The following is a 25,200-nucleotide window of genomic DNA, read 5'->3' on the forward strand; positions in this document are numbered from 1 at the left end:
CGGTCTTATCGACTACCGGGATGGTTGGCCGATCCGGACGCGCACACGCGCCCGGAGGGGTTCTGGCCGTCTGTCAACTTATGAGATGAAAGGGAGGATTAATCATATGGACTTGAAAATCTTTGACCGGATGGAGTCGGAGGTGCGGGGCTACATCCGGTCGTTTCCCGTGATCTTCAGCCAGGCCAGGGGTTCGACGCTGATCGATGAGGAAGGCACCGAGTACATCGATTTCTTCAGCGGCGCCGGCACCCTCAACTACGGCCACAACAATCCTGTTCTCAAGGAAAAACTGCTGGAGTATGTGCAATCGGACGGTGTCGTCCATGGCCTGGACATGGCCACCAGCGCGAAGAAGCGTTTCCTGGAGACCGTGGAGCGCGTGCTGCTCAAGCCACGCAACTGGCAGTACACCCTGCAGTTCACCGGCCCGACGGGAACCAACGCGGTGGAAGCCGCGCTGAAGATCGCCCGGCAGGTCAAGGGGCGTCCGAATGTGATTTCGTTCACGCACGGCTTTCATGGCGTGAGCGGCGGTTCGCTGGCGGTGACCGCCAACATGAAGTTCCGCGAAGCCTCCGGCTATGCCTTGGGCAACACCAGCTTCATGCCCTACGACGGATACTTCGGTCCGGACGTGGACACCATGGCCTACCTCGAGCGCATGCTGGAGGACCCGAGCAGCGGCATGGACAAGCCTGCCGCCGTCATCGTGGAAACGGTGCAGGGCGAAGGCGGCGTGAACGTCGCCACCCTGCGCTGGCTGAAAGAACTGGAAAAGCTCTGCAAGCGCCACGATATGCTGCTCATCGTGGACGATATCCAGGTCGGCTGCGGCCGCACCGGCACGTTCTTCAGCTTCGAGGCCGCCGGCATCCGGCCGGACATCATCACCTTGTCGAAATCGCTGTCCGGTTTCGGACTGCCGATGTCGCTGGTGCTGATGAAGCCCGAGCTGGACGTCTGGAAGCCGGGCGCCCACAGCGGCACGTTCCGGGGCAACAACCTGGCCTTCGTCACGGCGACCCAGGCGCTGGAAACCTACTGGACCAACAGCGCTTTCGCGGCCGACATCCAGCGCAAGGAGCGCCAGGTGCGCGACTGGCTGGAGAACCTGGTGCACAGCTACCCCAACGCCGGCCTGTCGGTGCGCGGCCGCGGCCTGATCCAGGGGCTGGTATCCAATGCCACGCCCGCCCTGGCCAACCGCATTGCGCAGAACGCCTTCAAGAAGGGTGTCGTGATCGAAACCTCGGGCGCGCAGGACGAAGTGCTGAAGCTGCTGCCCGCGCTGACGATCGAGGAAGAGCTGCTGGCCAAGGGCCTGGAAGTGATCGAGGCCAGCGTCGCGGAGGCGCTCGCCGAAGAGGGGCAGTCCGCCCGCATCCTGAAATTTGGAGGAAAACGTCAATGATCGTACGCAATGTCAAAGATGTGATCGGCACCGCCGATGAGGTCCGCACCGATACCTGGGTAAGCCGCCGCGTGCTGCTGAAAAAGGACGGGATGGGGTTTTCCTTCCACGAAACCACCATCTTCCCGGGCGGCCGCACCCATATCCACTACAAGAATCATCTTGAAGCGGTGTGGTGCATCGAGGGCGACGGCTCCATCGAGACCATTGCCGACGGAAAGAAATACGACCTGGGCCCCGGCGTGGTCTACGCCCTGAACGAGCACGACGAGCACTGGCTGTGCGGCGGCAAGGAACCGCTGCGCGTCATCTGCGTGTTCAACCCGCCGCTGACCGGGCAGGAAGTGCATGACAAGGAAGGCGTCTATGCATTGCCCGAGGCCGAGGCCCAGGTCGCCTGATACAAGGAGGTTCGCATGATCTCACCTGCACAGGATCCGTACGCCTCGCGTACGGATCGAAGTTCCGCAATCATCGCCCGGCAGGATCCGGTGGTCTACGAGAATGGCCAGTACGCCAACGCCCTGAGCGCCGACCAGGTCGGGCAGTACGAGCGCGACGGTTTCATCCTGTTGGAGAACCTGTTCACCGACGATGAAATCCGCGCGCTGTCGTCCGAGGTGGAGCGCATGACGCGCGATCCCTCGATCATCCGCCGCGAAGAATCGATTACCGAGCCGGGCAGCAACGCCGTGCGCTCCATCTTCATGGTGCACGTGCTCAATCCTTTCCTGGCGCGCCTGGTGCGCGATCCGCGGCTGGTAAACGTGGCGCGGCAGATCCTCGGATCCGAGGTGTACATCCACCAGTCGCGCGCCAATATGAAGCCCGGCTTCAAGGGCAAGGAGTTCTACTGGCATTCCGATTTCGAGACCTGGCACGTCGAAGACGGCATGCCCTCGATGCGCGCGCTCAGCTGCTCGGTGCTGCTGACCGACAACAATGAGTGCAACGGCCCCTTGATGCTCGTGCCCGGATCGCACCGGCAGTTCATCTCGTGCGTGGGCGAAACGCCCAACGAGCACTACAAGCAGTCGCTGAAAAAGCAGGAGTACGGCGTGCCGGATCCGGTCAGCCTGCAGCTGCTGGTGGAGCAGGGCGGCATCCGCTCCATGACGGCCAAGGCCGGCTCGGTGGTCTTTTTCGACTGCAACACGATGCACGGCTCCAATAGCAATATCTCGCCGTGGCCCCGCGCGAACGTGTTCATGGTCTACAACAGCATGGAGAACACCTTGAGTCCGCCCAAGTACGGGCTGACGCCGCGCCCCGAGCACATCGCGACGCGCAAGGCGTTCAAGGCGGTCACGCCGCTCGACACGCTGAAGCTGGTCGGCGGTTGATCCGCCTCCGTTGAAAGAGCCCGGGCCCGGCTGGCCCGGGCTTTTTTTCGCTTCCCGTCCCCAGGGGGCTGCCCCTTCGAAGGCTGCGCGACGAACGCGCGGCGAGGCGGGCCTCTGCTATTCTTTGCGCACCCTCTACCTTGGAACCGGTCCGCCATGTCTGCCCGCATCCTCAGCCTGCACATCTACCCGCTCAAATCGTGCGCGGGCATCGACCTCGCCGAATCTCCCATCGATCGCGCCGGCCTGGCCCATGACCGCCGCTGGATGCTGATCGGCGACGATGGGCAGTTCATGACGCAGCGCCAATGGCCGGCCATGGCGCTGATCCGCACGGCGCTTACGGCGGACGCCCTGCGCCTGTCCGCGCCCGGGATGCCGGACCTGGAGGTGGCCCTGGATGGTTCGGGCCTGGAGCCCGGCTCCGAGGACGTCACCGTCTGGAAGGACACGATCGCGGCCCGGCGCGAATCCGCGGCCGCCGGCCGCTGGTTCTCCGAATTCCTCAAGACCCCGTGCCGGCTGTACAAGGTGGACACGGCCGCGCGGCGGCCGGCCAAGCTCGATTGGGTGTCGCGCTGGACCGAGGCGCACCCCGACCTGGCCGATAGCTTTGCCGGCGATCACCATTTCGGCTTTGCCGACGGTTTTCCCTTGCTGGTGGCCAACCAGGCCTCGCTGGACGAGCTGAATGGGCGCCTGCGCGCCAAGGGCGAGACGCCGGTCCCGATGGACCGCTTCCGCCCCAATATCGTCGTGCAGGGCGAGGAGTGGGAGCCCTTCGAGGAGGATCACACTGCGATGATCGTGGCCGCAGGCGTGAAAATGGCGTTCGTCAAACCGTGCACGCGCTGTTCGATTCCCGATATCGACCAGCGCACCGCCCAGCGTCACGACGAGCCGGGCCGCACCCTGTCGGGCTATCGCAATCTGGAAATAGGCGTGGTGTTCGGCCAGAACGCCATTCTCGACGCGCCCGCAGGGGCGCGCCTGAAAGTGGGCGACGGGGTGGAGATCGAGCTGGATTTCTAACCCGCCGCCGGCGCGGACCGTGCTCAGGCCGAGGACAGCTTCAGGCCGATCAGGCCCAGCACGATGAGCGTCACGCTGGCGATGCGCATCCAGCTGGTGGATTCGCCGAACAGCACGATGCCGGCAACGAAGGCGCCGATCGTGCCGATGCCCACCCAGACCGCATAGGCGGTGCCCAGGGGCAGGGATTTCATGGCGACCGCCAGCAGCCATACGCTGATGGCCATGCCGCCTGCGGTAATCACGGACGGCCAGAAGCGGGTGAATCCATGGGTGTACTTCAGGCCCACCGCCCAGACGATTTCAAACAGGCCTGCAAGTACCAGGATGATCCAGGTCATGTACGACTCCTATGCATGGCCGGCAAAGCGCCGGCCTAGGGGTCGTCCCCGGAAAAGGGCGTGCCGGCCGAGCGGCCGCGCGCGGCAGCGGGCCGTCCCGCTGCGGCAAAAATTATAGAATACCGGCTTCCGACGGCAAAACCGGGTGCCGGGCATCAACTCTTGCAACACTTCGCGTTCCGGGCCGCGAAACCAGGATATTCCCATCATGCAACGCATTATGCTGCGGGCAAAGCTGCACCGCGTCACGGTCACCGAAGCCGACCTTCATTACGAAGGATCGTGCGGCATCGACGAAGACCTGCTGGACGCTGCCGGCATGCGCGAGTTCGAACGCATCGAACTCTACAACGTCACCAACGGCGAACGCTTCGACACCTATATCATCAAGGCGGCCCGCGGCAGCGGCGCCATTTCCTTGAATGGCGCCGCCGCGCGCCGGGCCCAGGTCGGCGATCTGCTGATCATCTGCACCTATGGCCCGATGTCCGAAGCCGATTCGGCCGTGCACAAGCCGCAGGTCGTGCTGGTGGACGACGCGAACCGCGTCAAGGAAATCCGCAAGTTCCCGGCCTGACGCCGGGCCGTTCGCGGCGCTTGCCCTGCCGGCCGGCGCCGCGTCAACCCTGAACTGTTTCATCATGAGCTTCCAGGTCATCATCCAACCCAGCCAGCATCAATTCCCGGTCGAGCCCGGCCAGACCGTGCTCGATGCCGCCCTGGCCGCTGGCATCGTGCTGCCCTACAGCTGTCGCAACGGCGCGTGTTCCACCTGCAAGGGCCGCGTGGTTTCCGGGGAGTTCGATGCCGGGCAGTATCCGGCGCAGATCCTTTCGCCCGAGGAACTCGCCGACGGCTACACCCTGTTCTGCCAGGCCCGTCCCGCCTCGGACATGGTGGTCGAGTCCACCGAGGTCCGGCTGGCCAGCGACATCCAGATCCGCAAGCTGCCCTCGCGCGTGCAGACGCTGGAGCGCGTGGCGCCGGACGTCACGGTGATCAAGCTGCAATTGCCTGCGTCCGAGCAGTTCCGCTACTACGCCGGCCAGTACATCGAAGTCATCCTGAAGGACGGGCGCCGGCGCAGCTATTCCATGGCGGGCGCCCCCCACACCGGCAGTCCGCTCGAACTGCACATCCGCCACATGCCTGGCGGCGTTTTCACCGATCACGTGTTCGGCGCGGGCGACACGCAGATGAAAGAGCGCGAGATCCTGCGCCTGGAAGGGCCTTTCGGCTCCTTCTTCCTGCGCGAAGACAGCGCCAAGCCCGTTGTCCTGCTGGCCAGCGGCACCGGTTTTGCTCCGGTCAAGGCGATCGTCGAGCACATGATCCACAAAAACATCAACCGTCCCGTCGCCCTGTACTGGGGCGGGCGCCGTCCGCGCGATCTATACATGCATGAGCTGGCGCAATCGTGGGCGGCGCAATTGCCCGATTTCCGCTATGTGCCCGTGGTGTCCAACGCGCTCCAGGAAGATGGCTGGGCCGGCCGCACCGGTTTCGTTCACGAGGCCGTTCTGCAGGATATCCCGGACCTGTCGGGTCACCAGGTCTACGCCTGCGGCACGCCGCTGATGGTGGACGCGGCCCGGCGCGAGTTCAGCGCCCAGAACGGGCTGCCGCCGGAAGAGTTCTATGCGGACGCTTTCACGTCCGAAGCCGATCTGGCGAAAGCTGCATCCTGAGTCACTGAGTAACAGGGCATGAACGAAAGGGGAGGAAGGAACGGGCCTGGAAAGGTTTGTGACTTCCGCCCCTTTTTATTCCGTAGGCGCGGGCAAATCGCCGGGGTAAACTGCCGTGGCAGCAGCCTGCCAGGGGGCGCGGACATCGGGTCCGGAAGCCGAGTTGGCACGCAAGGAGCAATGCGGGCATGAAAGTAGCGGTATTGGGTGGCGGCATCATCGGAATCTCCAGCGCCTGGTGGCTGAACCAGGCGGGCCACGACGTCGTGGTCATCGATCGCTGCACCGGTCCCGCCCAGGAAACCAGCCTGGCCAACGGCGCCCAGATTTCGGTCTCGTATGCCGAACCCTGGGCCAATCCGCAAGCGCCCCTGAAGCTGCTCAAGTGGATGTTCCAGGACAACGCCCCGCTGCTGTTCCGCCCGCAGCTCGACTGGCGGCAATGGATGTGGGGGCTGGCGTTCCTGCGCGAATGCATGCCCGGCCGCCTGGCTCCCAATATCCGCGCCATGGTCCGTATGGCGGAATACAGCCGAGCCACCCTGCGCGGCATGCGCGCGGATCTCGGCATCCAGTACGACCACCTGGAACGCGGCATCCTGAACTTCTACCGGGACCAGCACGAATTCGAGAATTCGCAGCGCGCGGCCGGCCTGATGCGCGATTTCGGCGTAGAGCGGCGGGTGGTGTCCACGGACGAGGTCATCGCCATCGAACCCGCCCTGGCCCCGCACCGCCAGACCATCGTCGGGGGCGACTACACCCCCGAGGACGAAAGCGGCGACGTGCACCTGTTCACAGTGGCCCTGGCGGAGCATTGCGTCCGCGCCGGGGTGGAATTCCATTACAACACCCGCGCCACGCGCCTGCTGACGACCGGCGGCGCGGTGCAGGGCGTCGAACTCATCGGGCCCGACGGCCGCTACGGCGCGTTGTCGGCCGACGCTTATGTCGTGGCGCTGGGCAGTTTCAGCCCCGGCCTGCTGCGCCCGCTGGGCATTCCTTGCAACGTCTATCCGGCCAAGGGCTATTCCGCGACGTTCCCGGTGCTCAAACCGGATGCCGCGCCCACGGTCAGCCTGACGGACAGCAGCCACAAAGTCGTGTTTTCCCGTTTGGGCGACCGCCTGCGCATGGCCGGCACCGCGGAGCTGTCGGGATATTCCCGCAGCCTGAACACGGGCCGCTGCGAAGCCATGAGCAGCCTGGCGCGCGAACTTTTTCCCGATGCGCTCGATTTCGAGCGTGTCAGCTATTGGTCGGGCCTGCGCCCGTCCACTCCCTCGAACGTGCCCATCATCGGCCGCAGCCGCATCCCCAACCTGTATGTCAATACGGGACACGGTACTCTCGGCTGGACGATGGGCGTTGGCTCGGGCCGGGCATTGGCCGATCTCCTCAGCGGACGGCGGCCGGAACCGGAATTTCCTTTTCTTGGTCTGTGAACCTATGAAGAATCTGCAATTGGCGGGCATTGCCCGCGCGATGTTCGCCAACCGGCGCGCATGGGTATTCGGGGCCGCGATGGCGGTTGCCGGAGCGGCGAATGCCGCCGCGGTCGAAATACAGGTCTGGCACACGCTGTCCGACGCAAACAAGGCCGAGTTCGAGAAACTCGCCAAGCAATACAACAAGGAACAGGACCAGGTCCGCGTCACGCTGCGCGGCTTCGCCTCGCCTGCGGCGCTGGAACAGGAAGCCGTGTCGGCGGTCAAGGCCAAGAAGGGCCCGAACCTGCTGCAGCTGACCGACAACCATTCGCCCGAAGTCGTTGCCCAGCACAAGGCCGTGCTGCCGCTGTACGAACTGCTGGCCAAGTATCCGATCAAGGACCTGAACTGGTTCGTGCCGGCCACCAGCAGCTTCACACGCGACAGCAAGGGCCGCCTGCTGGCCTTTCCCTGGATGGCCGAAGTGCCGGTGATGTTCTACAACACCGCCGCCTACAAGAAGGCCGGGCTGGATCCCAAAAAGCCTGCCCGTACCTGGACCGCCCTGCAAGGCGAGCTGCTGAAGCTGCGCGACGTGGCCAACATCGACTGCCCGTACGCCTCCAGCGACCAGGTGTCGGTCCATCTGGAAAACCTGGCGCCCATCAACAACCAGCTGTTCACCAGCAACAACAACGGGCTGGACGCCGTCTCCAAGAAGTCCGCCGCCCCGGCCATGCAGTTCGATACGCTCTACATGCGCCACATCTCGCTGATGGTGAGCTGGAAGCGTTCGCTGCTGTTCATGGCGCACTCGGGCGACAACGCCAGCGACAAGCTGTTCGCCAAGGGCGAATGCGCGGTGCTGACCTCCAACACCGGCGCCTTCGGCCAGTTCATCAACACCAAGTCGCTGTCCTTCGGCGTGGCGCCGCTGCCTTACTACGACCAGGTCACCAAGGACGGCGGCAAGCCGTTCGTGAGCGGGTCGGCGCTGTGGGCGCTCGAGGGCCATCCCCAGGCCGAGGAAAAGGCCACCGCCCAGTTCCTGGCCTGGCTGTCGAAGCCCGTCGTCGCGGCCGAATGGCACCAGCGCACCGGCTATCTCCCGCTGACGGAAGCCGCCTTCCGCGCTTCGGACGTGTCGTTCTACGACCGCATTCCGGGCGTCCAGGCGCTGATCGCCTCCATGCGCACCCAGCCGGGCACCAATAGCCGGGGCTTCCGCATGGCCAACTACCAGCGCATCGAGCCGGTCTTCAACCAGCAGCTCAACGAAGCTTTCGAGGGCAAGGTGCCGCCGGTCGCGGCGCTGAACAACGCCGCCTCGCAAGCCCGCAGCATCGCCGCGCAACGCTGATTGCGGCGGCTTGGCCTGGCGGCGGAGCCGCCGCCATGGCCTTCAAGGAAACCGGTCCTCGGACCGGTTTTTTTTCGTCCCGGAAATGCGGAAGCGGCGCGGCGGGACCAAACCATCCATGCGTACATGCCAGTCTGGCGGGGCAGGGGGCGCTCATCCACCATGCGTGCATGCGCATCGCTTCCGGTGCGCCCATTGTTCGCGGTGAGGCATGGTTCGACTTTTCTTCATGGCGGCAGGCCTGTCCTGCCTGGGGGCTTGCGCATGGTCCGACCAGGGCGTTGCCGGATCATCCTGGCAAGGCGCGCGGCCGGCCGCGCAAGGCTTTCGTTTCGATTGGCAGTTGTCCGGCGATCCGGCCGTGGCGCCCATGCAGGTATTCGACGACGGCAAGGAAACCTGGCTGCAATTCGCTCCCGGCCAGGCCTTGCCGGCGATCTTCGGCATAGGCAGCGATGGCGAACACGCCTTGCCGTATTTCCGGCGCGATCCCTATGTGGTGCTGACTGGCGGCTGGAGCAGCCTTTCGTTCCGGGGAGGACGCCTGACGGCGCGGGCGCAGCGCATGCACGCCGTTGCCGAGGCCGGGGGCGAACACGCGACGCCCGCGCCGCCCGTCGCCCAGCGCATCGGGCCGGAGCCGGTTCCAGCGCCCGTCGGCGCCCTGGCTGCCGGCGGCCCCCTGGCCGTGGCGGCGGAGCCCGCAGGCCCGGCCGATGCCGGCGCAGCCGGCTCCGCCGCGCCCATGCCGCCAGAACCGGATAGCGCCGGCAATCCCGCCACGCTGTACCGCGCCGCGCCGCCCGACGCCACGTTGCGGGCCGTGCTCGCGCGTTGGGCGGGCATGGCGGGGTGGACGTTCCAGCCGCAGCACTGGGCCGTGGACGTCGACATCCCCTTGTCCGCCACGGCGGAATTCACAGGCGACTTCAAATCGGCCGTGCGTGATCTTCTGGGCGCCACCGAACTTGCGGAGAAGCCCCTGCAACCTTGCTTCTATGGCAACAAGGTGCTGCGCGTCGTGCCGCTGGCGCAGTCCTGCACGCGCACCGCCGCGCCGGGAGGGGCCGCCGCATGACTCGCAAACTGCTTTTGTGCGCCGTGGCGTCCGGTGTGTTGGGCGGCTGCTCCATATCGCAGCAAGTTGCCGATCTCCGCCGCGGCGCCACCGAGCGGCAGGCCGGCGTCACGGCCCGCCACCAGGCGTTCGCCGACGGGCTGGCGGACCGCCAGGCGCGCATGGCCGCGCAAGAGGTCGCCGCGCCCTGGCTGGCCGGCAAGCCGCAGCCCCTGGCGCGCGACGTGCTGCTGCCTCCCGCCTTGCAGGAGAACGTGCGCACCACGCTGATGCTGGCGGACGGCGCCGACCTGTCCTCCGTGGCGCAGCGCCTGACCGCCGCGACGGGTATCGCCGTTCGGGTGCAGCCGGATGCCTTGCTGCCGCTGGACCTCTTCCTGCCGCGGCTAGCCGTCAGCGGCGCGCTGGCCGTCCCGGCGCAGGCCAATATCGAGATCCGTGCGGGCGGCCAACCGTTGGCCGATCTGCTCGATGCCCTGGCGGCCCGCTATTCCGTGCATTGGCGCTATGAGCGCAATGCGCTGGAGTTCTACCGCGTCGAAAGCCGGGTGTTCGACTTGCGCGCGCTGTCGCTCGCCAGCAAGGTCGACATCCGGCTGGGCCGCTCCGGCAGCGGGGAAGGGGAAGGCTTCGAAAGCGCTTCCAACACGTCGCTGTCCGCCGGCCAGCACAATGCGCTGGCCATCCTGCGCGCCAACATCCTGCCGTTCCTGACCCGATCCGGCGTCATGGCCGAAGCCGTCGAAGGGGCCACCTCCATTGTCGTCACGGACACCCCCGAGGCGCTGGAGCGCGTCGCCCGCTATCTCGAGCGCGAGAACAAGGCGCTGACGCGCCGCGTCCGGCTGGTCTTCGAGGAAATCACCGTCATCGCCAACGAATCGGTATCGGGCGGCATCGACTGGAATGCCGTGTACGCCGCCGCCGGGGCCACGGCCCGGCTGGCGCTGCCGGGCGGTGGCGACGCAGTGCTCGACGCCGCGGTGCGCAGCGGCCCTTTCCAGGGGTCGCAGGCCATCGTCTCCGCGCTCAGCGCGATGGGCGCCGTCGTGCGGCACAGCAAGGTTCCCGTCCTGACACTGAATCGCAGGCCAGTCACCCATGCCATCAGAACCACGTTTTCCTATATCGACCGGGTGCAAAGCACCGCCGTCCCCGGAACCACCACGGGCGGCGCCAACGGCACGCTGCCCGCGGTGTCCATCAGCCAGAAGGAAGAAACGGTCGGCTCGTTCCTCACGCTGCTGCCCGACATCCAGGAAGACGGCCAGATCCTGCTGTCGCTCGCCTACGACAACGCGGTCGCGCAGCCCTTGAAGACTATCTCTTTCGGCGAGCGCGGCAACCAGGTCCAGGTCCAGCAGATCACGATCGACGGCAATGGCACCGTGCAGCAGATCGAACTGCGGCCCGGGCAGCCCATCATCGTTTCCGGCTTCGACCGCAGCCAGGACCAGCACGAACGTCTGCGGCTTGCGCCCGGGGCGCCGCTGGTCGCGGGCGGCCAGGACAGCGGCGCCTCGGAACGCATGACGACGCTGATGCTGGTGACGGCCCAGGTCGAAGAGGGGTACTGAGCATGGAGCGCGTTCCCCACTCGTTGCTGCTCGATTGTCCGGGTACCGGCAGGGCGCTGGCGTTCGGCTTGCGCTGGTTCGCGCTGATCGGCTCCAACGTGCCCGCGCTGGCACGTTCACGGGGGCGGCGTCTGCGGGCCAGCCACTACGTGGTGGGCGGAGCGCCCGCGGCGATGGCGGGCTATGGCCGGTTGCGGCCGCGGCGGCTGGGCGGCTGGCCCGCCGAACGGGCGCGTGGAAGCGGCGCGCCCCTTATCCAGGCCGCGGCACAACTCTACGCCTTGCTGTACCCAGATGGCGGGCACAGCCTGATCCGCCTGCCTGACGGCAGGCTCTGGCTGGTGGCGGCCCAGCGTGGCACGGTGCTGTCGCAGACCGACAGGCTGTTCGCGTCCCGGGACGAGGCCCTGCGCGAGCAGGCGCTGCTGCTGTCCCAGCGGCCTGCCTTGCCTGCGCGGGAGCCCGACGCAGCCTGGGCGGCGCTGCTGCAGGCGGCGGACCCCGCCTCCCAGTTGGCCGTGCTGCCGAGCCGCTGGGCCGAGGTGCCGCTCGCCTTGCGGCTGTTCCTGGCCTGCGTGGGGGTATCGGCCGTCGCGCCTGCGCTCTGGGATGCCCTGGCGCCGCGATGGCACGCGCGCGAAGCATCCGCGCCAGGCAGCCTCGACGGTGCGGCGCCTCCGCCGGATCCCTATCTCGTCTTGCTGCAAACCACCGCGGCCCATGTCCCCTCCGAACTGAACCGCGTGCTGGCCGGTGTAGGCAAGCTGCCCATACAGGTCCGGGGCTGGGCGTTGAGCCGCGCGCATTGCCTTGCGGGAGCGCAGCGCTGGACGTGTTCGGCGGCCTATGTCCGGGCTCATTCTTCCGCCACGAACCAGGCGCTGCATGCGCTGCGGCCCGCGGGCTGGGAACTGTCGTTCCAGCCGATGGAAGCGGCAACGCTGTTCTGGCGGATACCGTCGAGGCAGGCCTGGCTTGCGGACTTGTCCCTGCCCACGAGCGTCCAGGTCGATACCGAGCTGGTCACCGCCCTGCAGCGATTGCAGCCGGCATTCTCCGCTGTCGTGTTGGCGGCGGCCGCGCCGTTGCCGATATCCGCGCCGCCCGGGGCCAATGGCGCAGCTGCCGCGAATCCGGAACGGCCCGGCATTCGCCGCCGGGTCCTTACCTTGCGTGGGCCATTGCGTTCGTTCGCCTTGTTGCCGGACGCCATCTCGACGGCGCGGTGGTCGCAGCTGTCGCTCGAGATCCAGCCGCAGCCCAGCCCCGGGCTGGCCTCAAGCACGCTCATTGCTGAATTGCACGGAGAACTCTATGAACAGGAATAGGGCGGACGCCCTCCGCCGCGGGCTCGCTGCCCATTTCGTCCGCAGCCTTGCGTTGTCGGCCGCGCTGGTTCCGTCCGTCCAGGCCCAGGTTCCGCCGGCCATCGCGGAAGATCCGCAAGCCTGGCCGGAAGCGGAAACCGTGCGTACGTTGTTGCGCGCCGACGCCGCCGCAGCATTGGCGGATTGCCGGGTGCCGGGCATTTGCCCAGCCGGCGCGGCATCCATGCCATCGGCGGGGCCGCAGGCGGCTTCCGCGCGCCCATACGACGACATTCGCGTGCTGGCCATATTCGGGCTCGCCCGAAGCCTGCGTGTCGATCTCAACGTCAATGGCGCCGTGCTGCGCTACCAGTCCGGCCGCAGCGCGCCTGTGGCGGGTTCCGCAGGGGCGGAGGCCTACCAGTTGCTCGCCATCGAGGATTCCTGCGTGCGGCTGCGCCGCGGCGCCCTCGAGCGCACCGCCTGCCTTGATCTCGGCAGGGCCTCTCCATGACGGAATCCTCCTTGCTGCCCGCCGTCGCGGCCTGGCATCCGCCCGAGCTATGGACACCGGAAGACATCGGCCGCATGGCGCCAGCCTTCGTGCGAGCCCTGGGCCGTGAGTTCGACCTGGCCGCCTTGGCGGGCAGGCTTTGCCCTGTGCTGCTGGAAACCGGCGAGGTCGCGGTTTTCGCCGTGAAGGACTACATGCTGGGCGACCAGATCGACGAAATCGAACGCATGGTCAGGGCGGAGGGTTACCGGCTGGCGCGCGTGCCGCGCTATCAGTTGCCGGCTCCGCTGCTGTTGATGGTTGCCCGGGGGCAACTGGCGGCCCCGGGCCTGGCCATGCGGGGCAGGGCCCAGCAGGAAGAGCGCGCCTCCGCGCTCGCCGCGCTTTTCCTGGATATCGTGCGCTGGGGCGTGGCGCAGGGCGCGAGCGACGTGCACATCAACGTCGACCGGCGGCGCGACGCCTGCGAAATCCGCTACACGATCGGCGGCGAGTACGTCGGCACCGAGCGCTTCGCAGGCTTGTCCAATGCGACGCTGCTGGAAGTCCTGGCCGTGGCCTGGATGGACGTCAGGGGCGGCAATGGCGCGGTCTTCGATCCCGCGCAGGAACAGCAGGGGCGCATCGGGCTGGATATCGACGGCGCGCCGATCGTGCTGCGCTGGGCCTCGCTTGCCGCCGACGCCGGGCCATCCGTCTGCCTGCGGATCCTGCGGCTGGACGCCACGGCCGACGGCGATCTGCTGGCGCTGGGCTATCTGCCCGCGCAAGCGGAAACCCTGGTGCGCGCCCGCGAGCGCGAGGGCGGGGCCATCGTGCTCGCCGGCGTGGTGGGCTCGGGAAAATCCACCACCATCGCCGCGCTGATGCGCGGAATCGCCCCCACCCGCAAGGTCATTACCCTCGAGGATCCGGTGGAATACCGCATTGGAAACGCCTTGCAGAACACCCTGGGCGGCGCCTTGGCGGAGTCCGCCTGGCCGGCGTTCGACGCCAAGCTCAAGACCATCAAGCGTTCCGCGATGAACGACCTGCTGATCGGCGAGATCCGCGATAGCGATACCGGCCGCGCCTTCATGGATCTGGCCAGTTCCGGGATCAGCCTGTACACCACCACTCACGCGGCGTGCGCCGTGATGATCCCGGAACGGCTGGCCTCGGACGCGATCGGCGTATCGCGGGATTTCCTGGCTTCGCCCGGCATACTCAAGCTGCTGGTCTATCAGACTTTGCTGCCGCGCCTGTGCGCCCGCTGCGCGCTGCCGGCGGACAGCCTGTGGGCGCCGTCCGCCGGATCGCCCGGAGCCGGAGCCGCAGTCGATTGGCGGGGATGGATCGAGCGCATGGCCGCAACGTTCCAGCTGGACTCAAGCGTGCTCAGGGTCCGGAACCCCATGGGTTGCCCGGATTGCAGGCGTCCCCACCTGCCCGAGCTCAACGGAACGGCGGGCCGCTGCGTCGCGGCCGAGATGGTCGAACCCGAACGTGTGGACGGCTTCCTCGAACGGGTGCGCGCGCGCGACAACCTGGGCCTCATGCGGCAGGCCCGGGCGGCCGGTCCGGCCGCCTGGCGCGATGACGCCACGCGCGGCGGGCAGGCGCTCGGCAGCGCCTTGTACCGGGCCAGTCTTGGCGAAATCGATCCGCGCTCGCTGTTGCGCCGCTTCGACCTCCCGGCGGGCATGCCAGGAACGGATGCGGGATCCGTCGGAGCCACCCATGGATGAATCGCTCGACCCGAAGGCGCCGGCCTGGCGCCGGCCGCTTGGCAGCGCTGCGCTGTTGCGCCTGGACGCGGCGCGCTTTCGCTCCCGCCGCGCGGACTACTACGAGTATCTGGCGGATCTGGTCGAGGGCACGCAAGGGCGCAAGAGCCTGCGCGACATCTTCGAGGACGATGCGCGGCGATACGGCCAGGACACCGTGCGCGGGCGCCTCTCGCAGCAGTGGGCGGCCGCATACCAGGATGCGGGCGGCGACCTGGGCGCCGCCTGGGCCGGCACGCTGCCAGCCGGCGAATGCCTGTTGCTCAGTTGCGTGCAGGACGAAGGCGGGGACCTCGCCGCCGCGCTGCGGGATCTGGCGCGCGCGGCGCGGCAGGCCGCGGACGCCTGGCTGGCTCTCGCGTCGGCGGCGGCGGCGGGCGTGTTGGCTGCTGCCGTCGCCTTTGCGTTGTTATGCGCCATTCCGTTCTTCACCGTACCGCGCTTGCAGCGCGTGTTCCAGGCCGTGCCGGCGGAAGACTACGCCGCCCTGACCCGCGCCTTGTTCGCGCTCGCCGAGGGCCTGAAGGCATGGCTGCCATTGTGGCTGGTGCTGGTGTTCGGTCTGGCCGCGCTGGGTTTCTGGTCGCTGCCGCACTTCACCGGGCCGGTCAGGGCGCGGCTCGACCGCTGGCTGCTCTGGCGGCTGTACCGCGATTTCCATGCCATCCGCTTTCTTTCCCTGTTGGCGGTGCTGGTCAGGCAGCACGGCTCCGCCGATACCCGCCTGCGGCGAGCGCTGGCGGTGCAGGCGCGCGGCGCGCCGCCCTGGCTGCTGGCGCACCTCCAGGACATGCTGGCGCGGATCGACGCCGGCCTGACCGGCCCGGAAATATTCGGCACGGGCCTGCTCGAGGCGGAAACCTGGTGGTACATGGCCGACATGATCGACGCGCTGGGCATGGAGGCCGGCCTGGCCCGGGCCCGCCAGCGTGTGGAGGGGCGCCTGCTCGCGCATGTGCGGCGGCAGGCGTCGGCACTGCGCTGGCTGCTGCTGATTGCATCGGTCGCGGCGGTGTTGGGGATCGCGCTCTGGCATTACGGCGTGATCGACGAATTGCGCCAGGCGCTTACCAATTTCTATGCCAGCCGGTAGGCGGCAGGCGCCGGCGGCTCGTTACGCCGCCGGCGCTTCATCACCCAGGAGACAAGCATGCGGCTTTCCAATGAGTTCCACGCCAGCGCCATCCGGCAACGGGGTTTTTCGCTGATGGAAGTATCCATCGTCACCGCCATCGTCCTGCTGATCGCGATCGTCGGCATTCCGGCCATCGGCGCCTATGTCATCGAAAACAAGGTGCCCAAGGTCGGCGAAGAGTTGCAGCGTTTCATCGCCAGCATGAAGATCAACGGCTTGGGCGGCGGCCTCACTCCCTATGCGGGCCTGGACACGGGCGCCATGGCCAACGCCTTGCGGGATTCCAGCGTCCTGTCCGTGCAGGGCACGGGCGCGGGGGCGCGCATCGTGCACGGCCTGGGCGGCAACGGCGTGGGCAGCAATGGCGTCATAGAAGTGGCGGCGGCCACGTTCGGCAGCGCGGGGCTGGGCTCTGCATTTTCCATCACGCTGACCAACGTCAGCCATGCGGCGTGCCCGGCCTTGGCCTCGGTATTGCAGCGGATGTCCGAGATCATCTCCATCGGCGGCCAGGGCGGAGCCCGGATCGTGAAGAATGCGCTGGCCACGCCCAGCGTGCCGTACCGGGCCGCCCTGGCCCAGGCGCAGTGCAGCCAGGGCGACGTCAACACCTTTGTATTCACCGCCAAATGAAGCGGCTCGCGCCTCCGCGCAACCAACGCGGATTCTCGATGCTGGGGCTGGCGCTTGCTCTGGCCCTGACCGTCATGGCCGCCATCTGGGCCTCCAACCAACTGGTGCAGCGGGTCGAGGACGCGGCGGCGCGTTCCGCGGGCATATGGCTCACGCAGATCCGGCTGGCCGTGGACCAGGTGCTGGCCAGCCATTTCACGGCGCTGGCAAAAGGGGAGGCGCCGCGAGATGCCCAAGGGGCGCCGTTGTTCGCCGACCCCTGGGCGCCCGCCCTGGGCGAGCTGCGCGCCGCGGGGTTCCTCCCCCCAGGCTTTCCAGAACGGTCCGCCCTGGGTTTTGCGGCCCACGTCCGGGTTGTCCGCGCCCCAGCATGCCCGGGCGCGCAATGCCGGCTGGACGGGCTGGTCTACAGCGCCCAGCCGCTCCTGAAAACAGGGACGTATATTCCGGACCTGGTGGGCATGGCGGCCGTCATCGAGGCTGCGGGCGGCTATGGCGGCGCCGTGTGGCCAGGTTCGCCGCGGCGGCTGCGCGGGGCGGCATTCGATTTCGCGAATCCCCCGACGGCGGGCGTGCCGGTATATGCCCCCGGCACCCTGGCGCTATGGGCAGGAGCGGGAGCGGGGGCAGGGGGGCCGGACCTGGATCGCTTCGTGCGGCGCCACGACACGCGCGATCCCCAGCTCCAGGGAACGCTCACCGTCGGGTCGTCGGCCTCGGTCGGCGCCTACCTTTCCATCGGAGCCCGGGCGGCCGCGGGGCAGTACTGCGGCGTGGCCAACGGGACGATGGCCAGTTCGGCCCAGGGCGAACTGCTGACGTGCCAATCCAATGTATGGGCCCCGGCCAGCGGCGGTTTTGGGGGCGCGTTCAGCGTGAACCACCCCCTGGGTTGCTACCATTACTCCGGCGTGTCCACGGCCAACCCGCGCACGGGCAGTTGCTCGTGCCCGTGGGGCTACAGCGCGGTGATCGTATCCGCGGGCGGCAAATGGACCCAGACGGAGGGCTGGACCACCGGCTATGTCTGCGTGCGCTGAGCCGGCTTCCGTCCGTTGCCGCGTATTCCCGCCAACCCTCTATAATCAAAAATTCGCCTAAATCCTGCTTCATCCACGATGAAATCCTCCGAGATTCGCCAGCAGTTCCTGCAATTCTTCAAGTCCAAGGGTCACACCATCGTCCCTTCGTCGTCGCTCGTCCCCGGCAACGACCCGACTTTGCTCTTCACCAATTCGGGCATGGTCCAGTTCAAGGACGTCTTCACGGGCAAGGAATCGCGGTCCTACACGCGTGCCACTTCGTCGCAGCGCAGCGTGCGCGCCGGCGGCAAGCACAATGACCTGGAGAACGTGGGCTACACCGCCCGCCACCATACGTTCTTCGAAATGCTGGGCAACTTCAGCTTTGGCGACTATTTCAAGCGCGATGCCATCCAGTACGCCTGGGAGCTGCTGACCCAGGTCTACAAGCTGCCGGCCGAGAAGCTCTGGGTCACCGTGTACCAGGAAGACGACGAGGCCTACGACATCTGGGCCAAGGAAGTCGGGGTGCCGGCCGAGCGCATCATCCGCATCGGCGACAACAAGGGCGCGCGCTACGCGTCGGACAACTTCTGGCAGATGGCCGATACCGGCCCCTGCGGTCCTTGTTCGGAAATCTTCTACGACCACGGCCCCGAGATCTGGGGCGGCCCCCCGGGATCGCCCGAGGAAGACGGCGACCGCTACATCGAGATCTGGAACCTGGTGTTCATGCAGTTCGAACGCGATGCCGCCGGCAACATGCCGCGCCTGCCGCGTCCCTGTGTCGATACCGGCATGGGCCTGGAGCGTATCGCCGCCGTGCTGCAAGGCGTGCATTCCAACTATGAAATCGACCTGTTCCAGCACCTGATCGCCGCCGCCGCGCGCGAAACCGGCATCAAGGACCTGGAAGACAATTCGCTCAAGGTCATCGCCGACCACATCCGCGCCTGCTCGTTCCTGATCGTCGACGGCGTGATTCCCAGCAACGAAGGCCGCGGCTACGTGCTGCGCCGCATCGTGCGCCGCGCGCTGCGCCATGGCTACAAGCTGGGTCAGACCAAGCCGTTCTTCCACCGTCTGGTGCCCGACCTGGTCGCCGAGATGGGCGACGCCTATCCGGAACTGGCCGCCACCGCCGAGCGCGTGGCGCAGGTGCTCAAGCAGGAAGAAGAGCGTTTCGGCGAAACGCTCGAACACGGCATGCGCATCCTGGATTCCGCCCTGGCCAGCGTGCCCAAGGGCGGCCAGCTGGACGGCACCACGCTGTTCACGCTGTACGACACCTACGGCTTCCCGGTGGACCTTACCGCCGACATCTGCCGCGAACGCGAAGTGGACGTGGACATGGCCGGCTTCGAGGTCGCCATGGAACGCCAGCGCGACCAGGCGCGCGCCGCCGGAAAATTCAAGATGGCCGAGGGCCTGAGCTACGAAGGCGCGGATACGCGTTTCGAAGGCTATGAAAAGCTCGAACTCGACGGCGTCAAGGTCACGGCCCTGTACGTGGACGGTACGCAGGTCCAGCAGGTCAAGGCCGGCCAGAACGCGGTCGTCGTGCTCGACGCCACGCCGTTCTACGCGGAGTCGGGCGGCCAGGTGGGCGATACGGGCCTGCTCGAGGCCGACGGCCTGCGGTTCGCCGTCGCCGACACCCTGAAGATCCAGGCCGGCGTCTTCGGCCATCACGGCCTGCTGGAATCGGGCTCCCTGTCCGTGGGCGACACGCTGCTGGCGCGCGTGGACGCGGTACGCCGCGCCCGCACGGTGCGCAACCACTCGGCCACCCATCTCATGCACAAGGCCCTGCGCCAAGTGCTGGGCGCCCACGTGCAGCAGCGCGGCTCGCTGGTGGATCCTGACAAGACCCGTTTCGACTTCGCCCAGGATGCGCCGCTGACGGCCGAGCAGATTGCCCGCGTCGAGGCCATCGTCAATGCGGAAATCCTCGCCAACCAGCCCACCGTGGCGCAGGTCATGCCCTATGACGACGCCGTCAAGGGCGGCGCCATGGCGCTGTTCGGCGAAAAGTACGGCGATACGGTCCGCGTGCTCGACATCGGCTTCTCGCGCGAGCTTTGCGGCGGCACTCACGTCGCCCGCACCGGCGATATCGGCCTGTTCAAGATCGTTTCCGAAGGCGGCGTGGCCGCTGGCGTACGCCGCGTCGAGGCCATCACCGGCGACAACGCCCTGGCCTGGGTGCAGAGCCAGAATGCCTTGCTGACGCAAGTCGCGGGCATGCTGCGCTCCACGCCCGCGGACCTGCCGGCGCGCATCGCGCAGGTGCAGGAGCAGGTCAAGGCGCTCGAGAAAGACCTCGAGCAATCGCGCAGCAAGCTCGCCGCCAGCGCGGGCAATGACCTGGCCTCCAGCGCCGCGGTCGACGTCAAGGGCATCAAGGTCCTGGCCGCCGGCATCGGCGATGTGGATCCCAAGGCGCTGCGCGGCATGGTCGACAACCTGAAGGATCGTCTGAAGCCGGCGGTGGTGCTGCTGGCCACGGGTTCCGCTGATGGCAAGATCAGCGTGGTGGGCGGCGTCACCGCCGACCTGACCGACCGCATCAAGGCGGGCGATCTGGTCGGTTTCGTGGCCGCGCAGGTTGGCGGCAAGGGCGGTGGCCGTCCGGATATGGCCATGGGCGGCGGCACCGACGTCAGCGCCTTGCCCGCGGCGATCGCCAGCGTGCAGAAGTGGGTTGACGAGCGTCTGTGATGAACGGCCCCGATGCCAGCGCGCAAGCGCCGTCCTTCGAGCAAGAGGTCGACGCCAGCGGCCTGACCTGCCCCTTGCCCATTCTGCGCGCCAAGAAGGCCTTGGCGCAGATGGCGAGCGGCGAGGTGCTGCGGGTCATCACCACGGACCGCAACGCGATCCGGGACTTCCAGGCCTTCGCCCGCCAGACCGGCAATACCCTGGTCGCGCAGCAGGAGGTCGACGGCCGCGGGGTGCATTTCCTGCGGCGGCGTTGACCGGCCTGAGGCCAGGGCGCAAGAACAAAAAGGCCCGCCTTCCGGCGGGCCTTTTTGTTTTGGTCGTCCGGAGGGCTATTTGCGGACGGCGGCAGCCACGGCCTGCGTGATCGTGAAGTCGACGAGATCGCCTTCCTTCAATTGCTGGAGCCGCGCCTGCAGGGCGGGGTCCTGCACCTGGATGGTGCGCATGCCGCCCTGCGGGCCCTTCAGCGTAACCAGGTTGGCGCTCTTGTTGATGTGCCAGATTTCGGCGGTGATCGTGGTCTGGCGGCCGGCCGCGCCGGCGGGCATGCCGCCCTTGGGGCTGCGGGTGCCAGCCGTTTCCGTCACGACCTCGGGCGCGCCCGAACCGGCTGGGCGCACGGCCACCGCCACGGATTCATAGTAGTCGAGCGTCAGCGTGTCGCCGGGCTTGATCTGCTGGAAATTCCGGACGTTGGGGCCCGCCAGGATGTTCAATGTGTTGCCGTTCTCGCCTTGCAGCGTGATGGTCCGGCTTGCCGGGTCCACTGCGGTGACCTTGCCCGTGGCCGTAGTCAGGGCCGCGCCGACGATGCGGGCGGAGGCCGCCAGCGGCATCGCCAGCGAACCCGCCAGCAGGCCCGCCAGGGCCAGGCGCGCGACAGGGGTGAAGACAGAATTCCGGTTCTTCATGATGTTGCACCCTCCGGTAGAGGAAGTTGGGGGAAAACACAGGGAAGAAGAGACGGCGGCGAGTGGCGGAAGACCCGCCCTCAGGGGGATGGCTTGAAGACTGCGTGCAAGCGGCGCCGCAGTGCCGCGGCGGGGTGGAGCAAAGCGCGGGATCTTGCGTACGATGACATAAAACCGATCTCCAAAATCGGGTTTTTCTTCAAACGCACTGACTTTGAACGCACAGGGACAGGCACAAGCGTGGCCGGAGGGCTACACTTTGGACTGCGGCGGGCTCCGGCCCATTTTTGTAGAATACCTGGATGTGGTGTTTTAGGATATAAATCCCGCCGCTACGCAAGATTCCCGCACTCCCATTTGCCAGCTGGCTGGTTTAAGTGCTAGAATTTCCCGTTTTTCACAACTAATTCAAGGGATTACCTATGGTGGTGATTCGCCTGGCCCGCGGTGGGTCCAAGAAGCGTCCGTTTTACAACCTGGTGGCCACCGATTCGCGTAACCGTCGCGACGGCCGCTTCATTGAGCGCGTGGGTTTCTACAACCCCGTCGCCAGCGAAGGCACGGAAAACCTGCGCATCGCGCTGGATCGCGTGCAGCACTGGACCAGCAACGGCGCCCAACTGTCGCCCGCTGTCGAGCGTCTGGTCAAAGACTACTCGGCCAAGGTTTCCGCCGCGGCTTGATTGCCCGCGTCGCCAAGCCTCAGCCCTGCAGCTTTACAGCGCTTTAAAGCTACCATTCATAGCTGCTTCATAGCTACCAAGAGCACGATACATGCCTGATGCCGCAACCTCCAACGCGGCGCCGACGGATTTGATCGAGCTGGGCCGCATCAGTGCAGCCTACGGCGTGAAAGGCTGGGTCAAGGTGCAGCCACATTCGGCCAATGCCGAAGTGCTGCTCTCAGCATCTCAATGGTGGTTGACTCGCCCTGTGCCTGAACTGGCGCGGGGCGCTGTCGCGTCTGCGCCTGTCGCATACAAGGTCGTGCAAGCCCGTTCGCAAGGGGCCACCGTGGTGGCCCAGCTGGCTGGCATTGCCGACCGCGATCAGGCCGAAGCCCTGCGCGGTTGTTCCGTGCGGGCGCCGCGGGGAGCTTTCCCCGCGACCGAGGAAGACGAATACTACTGGGTCGATCTCATCGGTTGCGCGCTGTATTCCAGCGCCAACGGCGAACCCGCCCTGCTGGGCGTGGTCGACGAGGTCCTGGACAACGGCGCTCACGCCGTCCTGAAGGTCCTGCGCCAGACGGCAGGGGGCCAAGGTCCCGAACCCGTCCTGGACGCCAAGGGCCGACCCACCGAAATGCTTGTTCCGTTCGTGCGCGCGCACATCCACGCCGTCGATCTGGCAGCCCGCCGCATCGACAGCGACTGGCCCGCGGATTTTTGATGCGATTCGACGTCGTTACGCTCTTTCCCGAAATGTTCGGGGTAGTGCGGGACCTGGGTGTCACCGGCCGGGCTCATGCCCAGGGCCGGTGGTCCCTGCATGCCTGGAATCCTCGCGATTTCACGCATGACGTGCACCGTACCGTGGACGACCGCCCTTACGGCGGCGGCCCCGGAATGGTGATGATGGCGGGGCCTCTGGAAGCCGCCGTCAATGCCGCCCAGGAAGCGCGCGCCGCGCAAGGCCTGGGCCGCGCGCCCGTCGCCTTGCTGGCGCCGGTCGGCCGGCGCTATGACCAGGCCGGCGCGGAGTCACTGGCCGCAAGCGAAGGCATCATCCTCATTTGCGGCCGCTACGAAGGCGTCGACCAGCGGTTCATCGACCGATGCGTCACGCAGGAAATCTCCCTGGGCGATTTCGTGCTGTCCGGCGGCGAGATCGCCGCGCTGGCAGTGATCGACGCTGCCGTGCGGCTACTTCCCGGCGTGCTGAACGACGGCGATTCCGCCTTGCAGGATTCCTTCAACGACACCTTGTCCGGCTTGCTGGACAGCCCCCACTACACGCGCCCCGAAGTGTATGAGGGCGAGCCGGTGCCCCCCGCGCTGCTCAGCGGCCATCATGCCAATATCGCCCGCTGGCGGCGCGAGCGATCGCTTGCGCTGACGGCCGTCCGGCGGCCCGAGCTGATCGAATCCGCCCGCGCCAAGGGTTGGCTCGACAAGGCGGACGAACGCTACCTGGCCGAATTGGCCGGTACGTGGGATCCGGCCGCCGAGCCCCCCAAGCGCAGGCGCAGGCCCGCCCGTCCCGCCAAGGCGCCGGACGCATCCTGACGTTCCCCTCGATCCGGCCCGCTGACGCTAGGGATGTTCCTAGCTTGTGGGCCCTTGGGCTGCTCCCTAGCATTGAAAATTACATGGAAATGAAATTTTCATATGAGCCGCTCCGATCCCAAGCGATCCCCGCCTGCGACCGCGCGCCGCGCAGCCGATCTGCTCCAGCAGGCGAAGCTCCAGCCCGGCCGGCCGGAATCCGCCGTTGACTTGTGGCTGGGCCAGCAGCTGCGCCAACTGCGCAAGCAGCACGGCCGTTCGCTGGCGGAAGTGGCTGGCGCCTGCGGCATCTCGCTGGGGCTGCTGAGCCAGATCGAGCGAGGCCTCAGTTCGGCTTCCATCAAAATCCTGCATCTGCTGGCCCGCCAGTTCCGTGTGTCGGTGAACTCGCTGCTGCGCAACGCCGAGCACACGCAAGTCGAGGATGGCGGAAGGGTCGCCCGGGCGGGCACGCACCGCTACATCGATCTCAGCGAAAAAGGCATCAGCAAGGAGATATACACGCCGCCGGCCTGCCGCAGCATGGACCTTTGCCGCGCCACCATCGAGCCGGGCGGCTCCACCGGCAACGAACTCTTCGTGACCGGGCAGGGCGAGCAGATCGGCGTGGTGGTCAAGGGTTCGCTGGAACTCTGGGTAGGCGACCGGGTCGTGCTGCTCAACGAGGGCGACAGTTTTTGCTACGCCAGCAGCACTCCTCGCCGCTGGCGCAATCCCGGGTCGCAGACGACCGAGGTCATCTGGGCCATTTCCAACATCACTCAAGCCGCGGGGGACGATAAGCAACAGGCGCCATGAGCGCACAGCATCCATAGCGGCGCGATGACGCTGGGGATCGTCGCGCCACCGGGCGCGCCAGGCGCGGCCCGGCTTTCTTTGCCACGACGAGGAAATGTCATGAAATTCAAGACTCTGGCTGTCTCTGTAATGGCTGCATTGTCCATGGCCGCGGGCGCCCAAGCCCAAACGGTGTTGAAAGTTGGGTCCACGCCCACCGGCAGTCCGTTTACGTTTCTCGACACGAAGACCAACAGCATCGAAGGCGTGATGGTCGATATCGTGAAGGCGGTTGGCAAAGAGGCGGGATTCGAGGTGCAGATCGAACCCATGGCGTTCTCGGCGCTGATCGGCTCGCTGACGTCCAAGCGCATCGATATCGTGTCGGCGGCCATGTTCATCACGCCGCAGCGCCAGCAGGTGGTGAGCTTTTCGGAGCCCGTTTATCGCTACGGCGAGGGGCTCATGGTGCTCAAGACCGACAACAAGGAATACAAGTCCTTCGCCGACATGAAAGGCATGACGGTCGGCGTGCAGGTCGGCACCGCCTTTGTCGAGCCGATACAGAAAAGCGGCGTGTTCAAGGAGGTCAAGCTCTACGACAACCCGCCGGACATGATGCGCGACGCCAACGCAGGCCGCATCCAGGGCGGCTTCATGGACTATCCCATCGCCGCCTACATCCTGACCCAGGGAAATTATCCCAACCTGAAGATGGCGCAGTCCTATCAGCCAACGGTGATGGGCAGCCTGGGATTGGCGACGCGCAAGGAAGACTCCGCGCTGCTCGACCGGATCAACAAGGCGCTGACCAAGCTGAAGGCGGAAGGCGCCATAGACGCCATCCTTAAAAAGTGGGGGCTGTCCGGCGCCTGACGCCGGCCGGGTCTCGAGCAACCGAACGCCATTGCGCAAGTCCG

At 66.8% G+C, this 25,200-nt stretch carries 25 protein-coding genes; 23 read left to right on the forward strand and 2 right to left on the reverse strand.

Features of this window, described 5'->3' with window-relative positions:
- Window positions 1-106 precede the first annotated feature (106 nt).
- The 4 genes from ectB (at window position 107) to JL37_RS01220 (ending at window position 3,789) form a co-directional block, all read left to right on the forward strand.
- The gene (gene ectB, locus JL37_RS01205; RefSeq protein ID WP_043541423.1) at window positions 107-1,414 is read left to right on the forward strand and encodes a diaminobutyrate--2-oxoglutarate transaminase; all 1,308 of its coding nucleotides are present in this window, start codon (window positions 107-109) and stop codon (window positions 1,412-1,414) included.
- Window positions 1,411-1,815: an ectoine synthase gene (locus JL37_RS01210; RefSeq protein ID WP_043541425.1), complete on the forward strand. Its 405-nt coding sequence runs from the start codon at window positions 1,411-1,413 to the stop codon at window positions 1,813-1,815. The genes ectB and JL37_RS01210 overlap by 4 nt, the downstream gene beginning before the upstream one ends.
- A gap of 15 nt (window positions 1,816-1,830) precedes the next feature.
- Window positions 1,831-2,757, forward strand: a complete 927-nt coding sequence (thpD, locus tag JL37_RS01215; protein WP_043541427.1) for an ectoine hydroxylase — start codon at window positions 1,831-1,833, stop codon at window positions 2,755-2,757.
- Between the two features lie 156 nt (window positions 2,758-2,913).
- Window positions 2,914-3,789 carry an MOSC domain-containing protein gene (locus JL37_RS01220; RefSeq protein ID WP_043541429.1) on the forward strand — a complete coding sequence of 292 codons (876 nt, stop codon included), beginning with the start codon at window positions 2,914-2,916 and terminating at the stop codon, window positions 3,787-3,789.
- Between the two features lie 23 nt (window positions 3,790-3,812).
- Here JL37_RS01220 and sugE read toward each other — a convergent pair whose 3' ends face one another.
- Window positions 3,813-4,130 carry a quaternary ammonium compound efflux SMR transporter SugE gene (gene sugE, locus JL37_RS01225; protein WP_043541430.1) on the reverse strand — a complete coding sequence of 106 codons (318 nt, stop codon included), beginning with the start codon at window positions 4,128-4,130 and terminating at the stop codon, window positions 3,813-3,815.
- Between the two features lie 208 nt (window positions 4,131-4,338).
- Between sugE and panD the strand changes: the two genes are divergently transcribed.
- From panD to JL37_RS01295, 14 genes are all read left to right on the forward strand, one after another.
- The gene (panD, locus tag JL37_RS01230; RefSeq protein ID WP_043541431.1) at window positions 4,339-4,707 is read left to right on the forward strand and encodes an aspartate 1-decarboxylase; all 369 of its coding nucleotides are present in this window, start codon (window positions 4,339-4,341) and stop codon (window positions 4,705-4,707) included.
- A gap of 64 nt (window positions 4,708-4,771) precedes the next feature.
- On the forward strand, window positions 4,772-5,818 hold the full coding sequence (locus tag JL37_RS01235; protein WP_043541432.1) for a CDP-6-deoxy-delta-3,4-glucoseen reductase: 1,047 nt from the start codon (window positions 4,772-4,774) through the stop codon (window positions 5,816-5,818).
- A gap of 188 nt (window positions 5,819-6,006) precedes the next feature.
- On the forward strand, window positions 6,007-7,263 hold the full coding sequence (locus JL37_RS01240; protein WP_043541433.1) for a D-amino acid dehydrogenase: 1,257 nt from the start codon (window positions 6,007-6,009) through the stop codon (window positions 7,261-7,263).
- 4 nt (window positions 7,264-7,267) lie between these two features.
- A complete protein-coding gene (locus tag JL37_RS01245; RefSeq protein ID WP_043541434.1) occupies window positions 7,268-8,608 on the forward strand; it encodes an extracellular solute-binding protein in 1,341 nt (446 codons plus the stop codon).
- 211 nt (window positions 8,609-8,819) lie between these two features.
- Complete coding sequence (locus JL37_RS01250; RefSeq protein ID WP_043541435.1) at window positions 8,820-9,686, forward strand: TcpQ domain-containing protein; 867 nt, start codon at window positions 8,820-8,822, stop codon at window positions 9,684-9,686.
- Window positions 9,683-11,263, forward strand: a complete 1,581-nt coding sequence (locus tag JL37_RS01255) for a lipoprotein (RefSeq protein WP_043541436.1) — start codon at window positions 9,683-9,685, stop codon at window positions 11,261-11,263. The genes JL37_RS01250 and JL37_RS01255 overlap by 4 nt, the downstream gene beginning before the upstream one ends.
- Before the next feature lie 2 nt (window positions 11,264-11,265).
- Window positions 11,266-12,591, forward strand: coding sequence for a hypothetical protein (locus JL37_RS01260; RefSeq protein ID WP_231570265.1), 1,326 nt, complete (start codon window positions 11,266-11,268; stop codon window positions 12,589-12,591).
- Window positions 12,578-13,084 (forward strand): hypothetical protein, encoded by a 507-nt coding sequence (locus tag JL37_RS01265; protein WP_043541437.1) that lies wholly within the window; start codon window positions 12,578-12,580, stop codon window positions 13,082-13,084. The genes JL37_RS01260 and JL37_RS01265 overlap by 14 nt, the downstream gene beginning before the upstream one ends.
- Complete coding sequence (locus JL37_RS01270; protein ID WP_043541439.1) at window positions 13,081-14,811, forward strand: ATPase, T2SS/T4P/T4SS family; 1,731 nt, start codon at window positions 13,081-13,083, stop codon at window positions 14,809-14,811. Before JL37_RS01265 ends, JL37_RS01270 begins: the two co-directional genes overlap by 4 nt.
- Window positions 14,804-15,943, forward strand: coding sequence for a general secretion pathway protein (locus tag JL37_RS01275; RefSeq protein WP_231570266.1), 1,140 nt, complete (start codon window positions 14,804-14,806; stop codon window positions 15,941-15,943). The genes JL37_RS01270 and JL37_RS01275 overlap by 8 nt, the downstream gene beginning before the upstream one ends.
- A 57-nt stretch (window positions 15,944-16,000) precedes the next feature.
- Complete coding sequence (locus tag JL37_RS01280; protein ID WP_043541440.1) at window positions 16,001-16,618, forward strand: type 4 pilus major pilin; 618 nt, start codon at window positions 16,001-16,003, stop codon at window positions 16,616-16,618.
- The gene (locus JL37_RS01285; protein ID WP_043541441.1) at window positions 16,615-17,658 is read left to right on the forward strand and encodes a hypothetical protein; all 1,044 of its coding nucleotides are present in this window, start codon (window positions 16,615-16,617) and stop codon (window positions 17,656-17,658) included. Before JL37_RS01280 ends, JL37_RS01285 begins: the two co-directional genes overlap by 4 nt.
- Before the next feature lie 78 nt (window positions 17,659-17,736).
- Window positions 17,737-20,361: an alanine--tRNA ligase gene (gene alaS, locus JL37_RS01290; protein ID WP_043541443.1), complete on the forward strand. Its 2,625-nt coding sequence runs from the start codon at window positions 17,737-17,739 to the stop codon at window positions 20,359-20,361.
- Window positions 20,361-20,618: a sulfurtransferase TusA family protein gene (locus JL37_RS01295; RefSeq protein ID WP_043541444.1), complete on the forward strand. Its 258-nt coding sequence runs from the start codon at window positions 20,361-20,363 to the stop codon at window positions 20,616-20,618. Before alaS ends, JL37_RS01295 begins: the two co-directional genes overlap by 1 nt.
- A 75-nt stretch (window positions 20,619-20,693) precedes the next feature.
- On the opposite strand, the gene JL37_RS01300 is transcribed toward JL37_RS01295, so the two are convergent.
- Window positions 20,694-21,275 (reverse strand): hypothetical protein, encoded by a 582-nt coding sequence (locus JL37_RS01300; RefSeq protein WP_043541445.1) that lies wholly within the window; start codon window positions 21,273-21,275, stop codon window positions 20,694-20,696.
- Between the two features lie 422 nt (window positions 21,276-21,697).
- On the opposite strand from JL37_RS01300, the gene rpsP reads away from it, so the two are divergent.
- The 5 genes from rpsP (at window position 21,698) to JL37_RS01325 (ending at window position 25,156) form a co-directional block, all read left to right on the forward strand.
- Complete coding sequence (rpsP, locus tag JL37_RS01305) at window positions 21,698-21,958, forward strand: 30S ribosomal protein S16 (RefSeq protein WP_043541446.1); 261 nt, start codon at window positions 21,698-21,700, stop codon at window positions 21,956-21,958.
- A gap of 91 nt (window positions 21,959-22,049) precedes the next feature.
- Window positions 22,050-22,667 carry a ribosome maturation factor RimM gene (gene rimM / locus JL37_RS01310; protein WP_043541447.1) on the forward strand — a complete coding sequence of 206 codons (618 nt, stop codon included), beginning with the start codon at window positions 22,050-22,052 and terminating at the stop codon, window positions 22,665-22,667.
- On the forward strand, window positions 22,667-23,503 hold the full coding sequence (trmD, locus tag JL37_RS01315; RefSeq protein WP_043541448.1) for a tRNA (guanosine(37)-N1)-methyltransferase TrmD: 837 nt from the start codon (window positions 22,667-22,669) through the stop codon (window positions 23,501-23,503). Before rimM ends, trmD begins: the two co-directional genes overlap by 1 nt.
- A gap of 102 nt (window positions 23,504-23,605) precedes the next feature.
- Window positions 23,606-24,301, forward strand: coding sequence for a helix-turn-helix domain-containing protein (locus JL37_RS01320; protein ID WP_043541449.1), 696 nt, complete (start codon window positions 23,606-23,608; stop codon window positions 24,299-24,301).
- Window positions 24,302-24,400: 99 nt separating this feature from the next.
- Window positions 24,401-25,156, forward strand: coding sequence for an ABC transporter substrate-binding protein (locus tag JL37_RS01325; RefSeq protein ID WP_043541450.1), 756 nt, complete (start codon window positions 24,401-24,403; stop codon window positions 25,154-25,156).
- Window positions 25,157-25,200 lie beyond the last annotated feature (44 nt).

The organism is Achromobacter sp. RTa, assembly GCF_000757485.1.
Classification (GTDB): Bacteria; Pseudomonadota; Gammaproteobacteria; order Burkholderiales; family Burkholderiaceae_B; genus Achromobacter.